At 47.1% G+C, this 9,493-nt stretch carries 6 protein-coding genes; 4 read left to right on the forward strand and 2 right to left on the reverse strand.

Annotation, left to right across the window (positions count from 1 at the left end):
* The first annotated feature begins 124 nt into the window (after positions 1–124).
* Positions 125–880 (forward strand): DUF561 domain-containing protein, encoded by a 756-nt coding sequence (locus tag QUA01_RS24540; RefSeq protein ID WP_333088820.1) that lies wholly within the window; start codon positions 125–127, stop codon positions 878–880.
* Positions 881–1,011: 131 nt separating this feature from the next.
* Here the strand turns inward: QUA01_RS24540 and QUA01_RS24545 are convergent, their stop codons facing one another.
* Positions 1,012–1,674, reverse strand: a complete 663-nt coding sequence (locus QUA01_RS24545) for a hypothetical protein (RefSeq protein ID WP_333088818.1) — start codon at positions 1,672–1,674, stop codon at positions 1,012–1,014.
* Between the two features lie 84 nt (positions 1,675–1,758).
* Between QUA01_RS24545 and QUA01_RS24550 the strand changes: the two genes are divergently transcribed.
* The 3 genes from QUA01_RS24550 to dprA all read left to right on the forward strand — a co-directional run bounded on the left by QUA01_RS24550 (position 1,759) and on the right by dprA (position 4,586).
* The gene (locus tag QUA01_RS24550; RefSeq protein WP_333088816.1) at positions 1,759–2,409 is read left to right on the forward strand and encodes a DUF2301 domain-containing membrane protein; all 651 of its coding nucleotides are present in this window, start codon (positions 1,759–1,761) and stop codon (positions 2,407–2,409) included.
* A gap of 233 nt (positions 2,410–2,642) precedes the next feature.
* Positions 2,643–3,311 (forward strand): YdcF family protein, encoded by a 669-nt coding sequence (locus QUA01_RS24555; protein ID WP_333088814.1) that lies wholly within the window; start codon positions 2,643–2,645, stop codon positions 3,309–3,311.
* A gap of 123 nt (positions 3,312–3,434) precedes the next feature.
* Positions 3,435–4,586, forward strand: a complete 1,152-nt coding sequence (gene dprA, locus QUA01_RS24560; RefSeq protein ID WP_333088813.1) for a DNA-processing protein DprA — start codon at positions 3,435–3,437, stop codon at positions 4,584–4,586.
* Positions 4,587–4,792: 206 nt separating this feature from the next.
* Here the strand turns inward: dprA and QUA01_RS24565 are convergent.
* A partial coding sequence (locus QUA01_RS24565; protein ID WP_333088811.1) for an FG-GAP-like repeat-containing protein occupies positions 4,793–9,493 on the reverse strand: 4,701 nt, incomplete at its 5' end.

A 9,493-nucleotide genomic window follows, 5' to 3' on the forward strand; every position in this document is an offset into this window, starting at 1 on the left:
TCCCAATTCCCAATTCCCAATTCCCAATTCCCAATTCCCAATTCCCAATTCCCAATTCCCAATTCCCAATTCCCAATCCGTGCCAAAATGAGTCTAAGAAATTTTTTGAGTTGGAAAACTAACGATGAGTGTAGATTCTAAATTGCAGCGCGCATTTGATCAAGGCCGCGCCTTGAAAATTATCAGCGGTTTAAATAATTTTGATGCAGCCAACGTTGCGGCTGTTGTCAAAGCAGCGGATCTCGGCGGTGCAACATTTGTCGATATTGCTGCCGATCGCGATTTGGTATTGATGGCAAAACAGTTGACAAATTTGCCAATTTGTGTATCGGCTGTGGAACCGCAAAAGTTTGTGGCTGCGGTAGAAGCTGGCGCTGATTTGATTGAAATTGGCAACTTTGATGCTTTCTACGCACTAGGCCGCCGCTTTGAAGCTGAGGAAGTTTTGGAGTTGACTCGCGAAACTCGATCGCTATTGGCGAACATCACGCTTTCTGTCACAGTTCCCCACATTTTGGCACTCGACAAACAAGTGCAGTTAGCAACAGAATTAGTCAAAGCTGGGGCTAATATTATTCAAACCGAAGGCGGCACCAGCGCCCAACCAATTCACGCCGGAACTTTAGGATTAATTGAAAAAGCAGCGCCTACTTTGGCTGCAGCCTTTGAAATTTCCCGCGCCGTACAAGTTCCCGTACTCTGCGCTTCGGGCATCTCCAGCGTCACCGCACCGCTTGCTATTGGCGCGGGCGCTGCGGGTATTGGTGTCGGTTCTGCTGTCAGCCAACTTAATAGCGAAGTGGCGATGATTGCTGCTGTTCGCAGTTTGGTGGAAGCTTTGGCAAAAGTAGAGCGATCGCACTTTGCTGCTTCAATTTAATTAAGAAGTTCGGCAACGAGTAATGTGCGGGATTTAATAGATATAATTCCCGATTAACCATGACTCCTGCCGTCATCAGTCATCAATAAGAGGGAAGAAGGAAGAAGGTTTTTTTCCCATCTTCCCCGACTTTAATAGTTGATCCACCACACAGCATAATCTTGCAATAACTGATGGTTTGGGGAGATAACATCGACTGCTTTTAACTCTGCTAAAAGCAAGATAAATCTTTTGCGATCGCCGACGCGCTGCACTCTGGCAAAAATGCCGTCTTCAGTAACCACAAAATCCTCAACTCGGTCAATTATGAATTTATCAGTATAAGAAGGTTGAGTTTTTTTAAGCCTTGCATATTCTTTTTTGCTACCCAAACCCATTGTATACTCTTCTTCCCATTCAAACTCTTCTATACCCGTAACCTGGCAGGGACATTGGATATGTTGCTTGATGTATTCTAGATATTTAATTGAATTGTCGCGGGTGGAATTAATATTTTTAGTTCTTAAGATTTTTTTAATTTGGGTTTCAAATTTCTTGTCGTTAAATGGGTTGTTTTCAGCAAACTGGGCGAACACTTCTGGATTGAACCCCCCTGTCAATTCCGGTATTTCGGCAAGCAAGCGCTGCAAGTCGTTGAACGGTTTCGGTCTTCTGCCTGCTACAATGGTTTCATCAAGCTGGACTGGAGGAAGTTCTGATTCTGAAAGCAGAGGTTTGGTTTGATTTGGGCGATCGTCAAATTTAGACTTGTTAACTTTAGATTTGTTAAGTTGAGGTTTGTTAAATTTAGGCATCGCTCGGTTCCGCTGTACTGGTTAATTAATAAAGTATATCTTGGCAGAAGTACATTCGTGTCTGATAGATAGGAGGAAGCTGTGATGCAATTACTGAAATCGCCCGATGAATCGGAAGTCTATCAAGGGCAATTCGGCGAGTTTACGATTACTCAAAGCGATCGCACCGGAGTGCTGATCTACCGGGCCGGGTTGGGAGTGGCAGCGCTGTGTTTGGCGGTGGGCGCTACTCTGGTGTTGCAAAGCGGCGACAACCCAACAGCAATCCAAGCTTTAACGCCTGTTTTTGCGTGTTTCTGGATAGCTTTAGGCGTTAGTTTAGCAACTATTCACATTTACATGATTCAGCTGCACCGAACGTTACAGGCGTTTTGGGCGATCGGTGGCGCGGCAGCAGTATTTGTCGCCCTACAAAGCAGCGAACCTTTAGCTTTAACAGTGTACGAAAATCCAGCGACTTTGTGGGGAATTGGCTTTACTTTTGCGGCATTAAATGGCATTTATTTTAAAGAAGCTTTTTGCTTCAACCGCCTAGAAACTAAGTTTTTAACTCCAGGAGTTCCGCTGTTGATTTTAGGACATATTTTTGGTTTTCTGTCACCGGAAAACGAACAGTTGTTGCTAGGATTTTGGGCAATATTGTTCATCATTTTTGCAGTCCGCAAGTTCTTTCAACCTATACCGCAGGACATCGGAGATAAGAGCGTTTTTGAGTACCTCAAACAAAAACAGTAGAGAAGGTTCGGCAGCGGATTTAGTAGCGGATTTAATGGATTTAATTGTGCACTCGCAAGTTAAGTTTTTTGGCGTAATTTCTATTAAGATTGGTTGGCGATCGCACTCGGACTCAAGAAACCGGGTTTTGTAAGCTCATCTTTGGGGTGCAACTAAGTAGTTTAAGAAAAACCCGGTTTCTAGTCATTGGTGCGTAAATCCTTAAGAATTCTCTCGATCGGAATTTTGCCAGAATGCGAAAACCTCAAATCAAAATTAGTCTGATCCGCCGCCGAGAAATGTGGGCAATTACCTGGGAAGGTTGGGTAATTGCGATCGCGGGATTAATCATTGCAATGGTCTTAATTATCACAAATATTTATCCATTTTTTGCGGTAAATTCGCCGCTGAAATCAGATATATTGGTTGTCGAAGGGTGGTTGCCGGATTATGCGATCGAAAGTGCGATCGCCGAATTCAAAAAAGGCGAATACCGCCAATTAATTACTACTGGAATTCCAGTAAATAAAGGCTACTATCTCGCTGAATATAAAAATTATGCCGAACTGACAGCAGCGACTTGTATAGCCCTAGGATTTGACAAGGACAAACTGGTAGCCGTACCCGCACCGAATGTCATGAAACACCGCACAGCCGCTTCTGCGATCGCCCTTCGAGATTGGCTGGCTGCATCGCCCCTAAAAGTAGACACAATTAATCTCTATTCCTTTGGCCCTCACGCCCGCAGAAGTTGGATGGTTTTTAAAGAAGTGCTGCATCCTGAAATTAAAGTTGGGATAATAGCTGCAGAACCGCAAGATTATAACCCGCAGGAATGGTGGAAATCGAGCGAAGGTTTTCGGACAGTAATTGGGGAAATCATAGCTTATATTTACGCCCGTTTTGTCGATTGGAAAGCTTAGCCATTCTTTTTAACTCTTCCCCTTCTTCCCTTCGCGTTCTTTGCGCCTTTGCGGTTCGTTAAAAAAAATCTATATCCCACCCAAAATGATAAAAACATTTTCACGTCAATTGAGGGCAAGTCGTTGCTAGAAGAACGCGCTTACTGGTTAGCATGGTCGCAGATTAGCGGTATCGGGCCAATTTTGTTGCAAAGATTGCACCAACAATTTCCTAGTTTGGCAGCAGCTTGGACGGCTAAGCCCGTAGATTTAATGCGAGTCGAAGGGTTTGGGAAACAGACAATAGAAACGGTTTTGCAAGAACGATCCAAACTCAATCCCCAAGAATTTATTGAACAACATCTTATTAAAAATCCCTGTTTTTGGACACCCGCCGATCCAGATTATCCCAGCTTGTTATTAGAGATTCCCAATCCGCCGCCGGTGCTGTACTATCGCGGTTTAGTTGACCTTAAGGAAAATCGCGGAATTACGCCGACGGTGGCAATTGTTGGGACTCGAAGTCCTTCGGAATACGGCCGCCGCTGGACTCGCAAATTTAGTGTGGCTTTGGCTACAAACGGTTTTACTGTGGTTTCGGGATTTGCTGCGGGAATTGATACGGAGGCTCATACAAGCTGTTTGGAGGCGGGTGGCCGGACTTTGGCTGTTTTTGGTACTGGGGTTGATGTTGTTTATCCCAGGCCAAATGAGCGGTTGTGCGATCGCCTGTTGCAGCAGGGATTGGCAATTAGCGAATATCCGGCGGGAACTCAACCGAATAAAACTAATTTTCCGCGCCGAAATCGGATAATTGCTGGCTTGAGTCGGGCTACAATTGTGATAGAAGCTCCGCACAAATCTGGTGCTTTAATTACTGCTTATCAAGCTAATGATTTTTGCCGGGATGTGTATGTTTTGACGGCAAGATTGGATGATGAGCGGTCTTTTGGTTGTTTGGAGTTGCTGAGTAAAGGTGCTCATCCGATTCTCCCGAATAGCGATCGGCTGTTAAGCGAAGACAGGTTGTTGGAAATGCTCGGAGCTATGCCAAAATTGGATAATGCCAAGCAGTTGTCGCTGTTTCCGCCAAATCCGACGGTTGAGAAGCGCACGCCGCCGTTGGAGCCGGAATTGGCTAAGGTGTTAAGTGCGATCGGCTCCGGGACAATTTCTTTTGACACAATTGTGGAAGCAGCGGGATTAGAAGCGGGAACAGTTTCTGGTATACTTTTGCAGTTGGAATTGTTGGGATTAGTTTCGCAGTTGCCGGGAATGCGTTATCAGCGCTGCTGATGTGGAAGTAATACGGTTTAGGCTAGGTCATTGGTGTCAACTTAAATCTAAAACCCTCTCGATCTCTCGTTTACCGCCGAGGCTAGATCCCCCTAAATCCCCCTTAAGAAGGGGGACTTTGAGAAGATTCTTGTCCCCCCCTTTTTAAGGGGGGTTAGGGGGGATCTGCCAGACTATTAAAACAAGTGATTGAATCCAACTCAATCTTAAATTAATCCGAAATTAGCAGCGCTAATACTGCTAGCAGAAACTCCGCTGAGAGAAGCTAAAATCTCCCCAGTTTGTGCGAACCGAATTAATGTTGAACCGCTATCTTGACTAATCGCCAACTGCGAGAAATCCAGCCCGCTACCCAATACTAACAAGTCTTGACCGAGTTCAAAATCTGCGATCGTATCAGTACCGGAATTCGTAGAGAGTAGGAATTTATCTACTCCCATTCCTCCCGTCAAAGTATCACTTCCCAAACCGCCAGTCAGCAAATCATCTCCCTTACCTCCGTAAAGTAGATCGTTGCCATCATCGCCGTTCAAAATGTCAGTGCCGCGATTGCCAAACAAGGCATCATCACCGCTACTTCCGAGCAAAGTATCGCTACCTTTGCCGCCGAAAACAGTGTCATTTCCCAGAGTTCCATCGAGGGAATCATTGCCCCTCATACCCATCAATACATTATCCGTGCTGTCGCCAATCAGGATATCGTCGCCATTTGTACCGAGAATTGCATTCGGGGAATTGCTGCCCAAATCAGCATCGCCGGTGAGAACGGGAGTCGCAAGGCCAACTGGTAAAACTACTGCTTGAATTCGGCTATCTAAAGCAGCACCGGTATTCTCAGTAACTACCAGGGAAATTGGTTTGTTTCCCGTACCAACTGCTTTGAAATCTTGAGTTGTCGGGCCCAAGGCTACTTGTTGGACGCGGGCAACTGATTCAGGAATTGATGTTGCTGTTGGGTTGGAAACAGCCGCATCAATACGTTGATTGGCTGTTGCCATTACTGTCGCGGATTGCGAGGTAATTTGGCTGACTTGTTGAGAGTTGAAACTGGGGTCTATTTGCTGGATTTTAGCGGCTGCTTGCTGAATGATTGGTTCTAAAGCTGCTGCGTTGCTGAGGTTTAAGACTGTACTGGATTGAATTCGATCGGTAATTGAACTGACAACAGCCTTGACAATATCGGTATTGACTGCACTGGAAGCGCCGTCAATCAAAGCGCTGGTTTGGGTGATGAAGTTTTGGACTTTCACCATTGCGGATAAGACTTGGACTCCGCCTGGTAAATTTTGGTTGGTGGCTGCGATCGGATCTAAGCTAGTTAAGTCAACTTCAGCGGGGAGTCCAAGGGCGGCTTTGACTAAAGATTGGGCTTCTTCTAGTGCAATTCCTTTGTCGGTTAAGTCGGCGACTAAGGTGGTTAGGAGGGTGACTACACTAGAATCTGGGGGTGCGGTGACTGGTGTTTCTAGGGGTAAGCCGGTGGCGGTGTCAGTGCCTCCTGTGGCTACTAGATTGCCTTCTGATGGGTCGATTTCTCCGTTTTTGTTGGTGTCGAAAGTCTCGAAGGGGATGTTGAGATTGAATTTACCGCCTGTATCGGTAATTGTGGATGGTTCGTTGGTGTCGAGGATGCTGTTTTTGTTGGCATCGAGGAAGAGGGTTGCACCCTCTATGTAACCGTCAATGACTACGCCGGTGCTGCTAAATTGCAGCAACATACCCTTACCCGAATATGGACCCGTCTCGTCGTCACTGACAGTAGCGCCAGCCCTGTCTGTTGCTGTTAACTTAATCCTGAACTCCTGCGGTATGGGACTTGCGCCACTGAGTGTACGGGTATCTGGATTGAAGGTGAGCCAACTTGGCAGGGGACTGCCGTCCATCAGAGTTGCTGTGTAGGTAAGCGTGTCACCTGGATCGGGGTCAGTGAAAGTGTTCGACGGAAATTGGTACTCGAATGTTAATGGGTTATTGCTTACTGTCTTGAACTCGTGATGCCAAGGGGTTGTATCGGGGCCGTAGTTGATTTTCGGCGGGTTGTTGGGGTCGTTGTCTGCGATCGTCACAGTAGCAGTAGATGACTCGCCTATCTTTTGGGGGTAGGGAGTATTTTCTAAGGTGATAACTACTTTTTCGTCGCCCTCTACTTGGCTGTCATCGCGGACATTGACAACCATGTTGACGCTGCGTTGACCCGCTGGAATGGTGACAAAGTTGTTATAGCCGTAGGACGGGTTAGTGGGTAATAACTGAGGGGGTTCGGAATCTGAAACTAATTCGTAATCAGGACCTGGTAGAGCAAGGTTGTTTTGATTACTATACGATCCATCTGACACATCGAACCCCTTGAACCTGTAGTAGACATTCAGCGCATTAGCTAGGTTGCCAGTACGGGTAATGGTGAATTTTCCAGGATTGGGTTCTTCGGGTGGAAAGATGGTTTCCGCAGCATTGGGATCTGTAGCACTGATGGTCAGCGTTGGTTCGATATTAGGGGCTGTAAAAGAAAAAGGTTGTCCTTCGACAAACGGTGAACCCGCCCAAGCACCGTCGATCGCCTGTACACTCCAGTTATAAGTTTGTTCAGGGATTAAGTAATCTGGTTTTAACAGCCAACCAGGCGAGTAGGAATTGCTGGGGCTGTTGGGGTTGGCTTGATGGACATTTCCCAACTGCACTACTTGCCGAGTTCCATCATCCAGGGACATCGGGCCAACAATGTACTCTTTAATAGGGTCGCCACCGTAGGAGGGATTGGGACGAGTAGTCCAAACTTGTAGGTTATAGCTTAAACCCTGATTTGGAGTTTGAGCGTCGATCGGATTCCCCTGTCCTCCGGGCAAACTTAAGATAACTCCTTCGGGAGTAATCCAAGGGTAATTGGAACCTTGAGGTGCAGAGGGTGGCGTGTTCGCATTAGGGGTATTGTTGCGGTAGACTTTGACAAAGGTGTCACTGCTACCGGGTGAATTATCTCTTGTCGTGAGTGCAATATCTAGTCTGCCGTCCTTGTCGTAGTCTCCCGAAGAACTCGGGCTGGCAACATTATCAGGCAGCCCTGCATCCTTGAGGAGTTCAAAATTGGTGCCAGCATCATTTTTTTCGTAAACTTGGGCGACACTGGAACCCGGATTACCACCCACTTCTGTCACAAGGATATCCAGCTTGCCATTGTTGTCGTAGTCTCCCCAAGCACCGGGACTACCACCATACCCGAATTGGTAATAAGCTTCCTGAAAGCTAGTAGTATCCCCATAGCTATTGTTTCCGAGCAATCTGGTACGGCCGTAGTTCAATTCATTTGGACGCGACGCTCCACCTGCTCCACCTGTAAGCAAGATATCTAGTTTGCCATCGCTGTTGGAGTCTCCCCATGCACCGTAAATAATAGGTTCTTGGGGGTTTTGATTTTGCGGCAGTGGCTTTTCGGTAAAGCCATTGCCAGTGTTGCGATACAATTTTGCGATGTAATTTGACTTGGGGTCGCTTTGTGCAGCGGTGTCCCCTGTCAGCAAGATATCGGGTTTGCCATCGTTGTCGTAGTCTCCCCAGGCCGCATTGCCAATAACACCGGGCAAGCTAGCCCCAGTCTCCTCCTCAAAGGTAAGGGCGTAGTAAAAGATACTGCCGTTGTTAAAGCCAGTAAGCTCGTTGCGGAACACTTTGGCGATGTAGCCTGAACTCGTGTCACCTGTGAGTACGAGATCCTTTCTGCCATCGTTGTTGTAGTCTCCCCAAGCTGCGGAACCGTTGAAAATACCAGGCAGCTTTACCCTGCTGTCTAGAGTAAATTTAGTGGGGTCGATCGAGGTTGGGTAATCGGGAAGAGTGCTATCAGTCCTCTGGTTCCGGTACAGTCTGGTGATGGGGGTGTAGGGAAAACTTGGGACGTAGGGTGCACCAGGGATGGAAGAAGGGTCTGGTGGAGGAGTATCAATTACGCCTGTGAGCAAGATATCGAGATCGCCATCATTGTCGCTGTCTCCCCATGTAGCAGAAGGTTTGGAATTATGCTCTTTCCCATTTTCCTGGATCACACCTCCGTAAACGGTAGGCAGGCCTATATCAACTGGTGTAAAGCTACCGTTGTCGTTGCTGTAAACTTTCGGGGTGTATTGCGATCGGGGAAAAGAAAATGAGTTGTTTTGTACACTACCTCCTTCCATCACCAACAGATCCAAATCGCCGTCATTGTCGAAGTCTCCCCACGCATTAGGGCCGACAAAACCAGGTATCTTCAGATCGGCGAGTTCGTTGGTGAAAACTTTATCCAAAATTTTCAAGGTCGTAGAGCTCTGAGTGCCAATATTGGCATTATCCGCACTAGCGATCCGAAACGCGATTTCTTCTGTTCCCTCAGCTTCACCATCCGATAAGATATCAACTGTGAAAGTTTTGGTATCTTCGCCTGGGTTAAAGGTAAGTTGACCAGAGTAATTGGAGGCAAAGTTCCAATCTTTTCCCAAAGTCGCTGAACCACCAGTAACAGGTTGTAGGTACGCCCTGGAAGTTTTGCTTATATCCCCGGTGCGAGTGAGAGTAATTTCTTGCTTAACGACTTCTGTGGCACTTTCCTTGACTTTGTAAGTAGCTTGGGAAAAACTTATCGTGGGATCGTTAAGATCAGTAATTCGATCGACAGTTCCGACAGATTGAGGCCGATCGTTAGATTTCGGTATTCCGATCGGTCTGTTTGGGCTGCTTGTTCCTGTAGTGTTTGGTGTCGGTGTCGGCGTCGGCGAATCCGAATCGGGCGGTAGCGGTGCTCCTCCCGGTGTCGGAGTCGGAGTGACAGATGTCGTCGGAGTTGGAGTCGGAGTGACAGATGTTGTCGGAGTTGGAGTCGGAGTGACAGATGTTGTCGGAGTTGGAGTCGGAGTGACAGATGTTGTCGGAGTTGGAGTCGG

Origin of the sequence: Microcoleus sp. S36a_B3 (assembly GCF_036700745.1) — a bacterium.
Taxonomy (GTDB): domain Bacteria; phylum Cyanobacteriota; class Cyanobacteriia; order Cyanobacteriales; family Microcoleaceae; genus Microcoleus.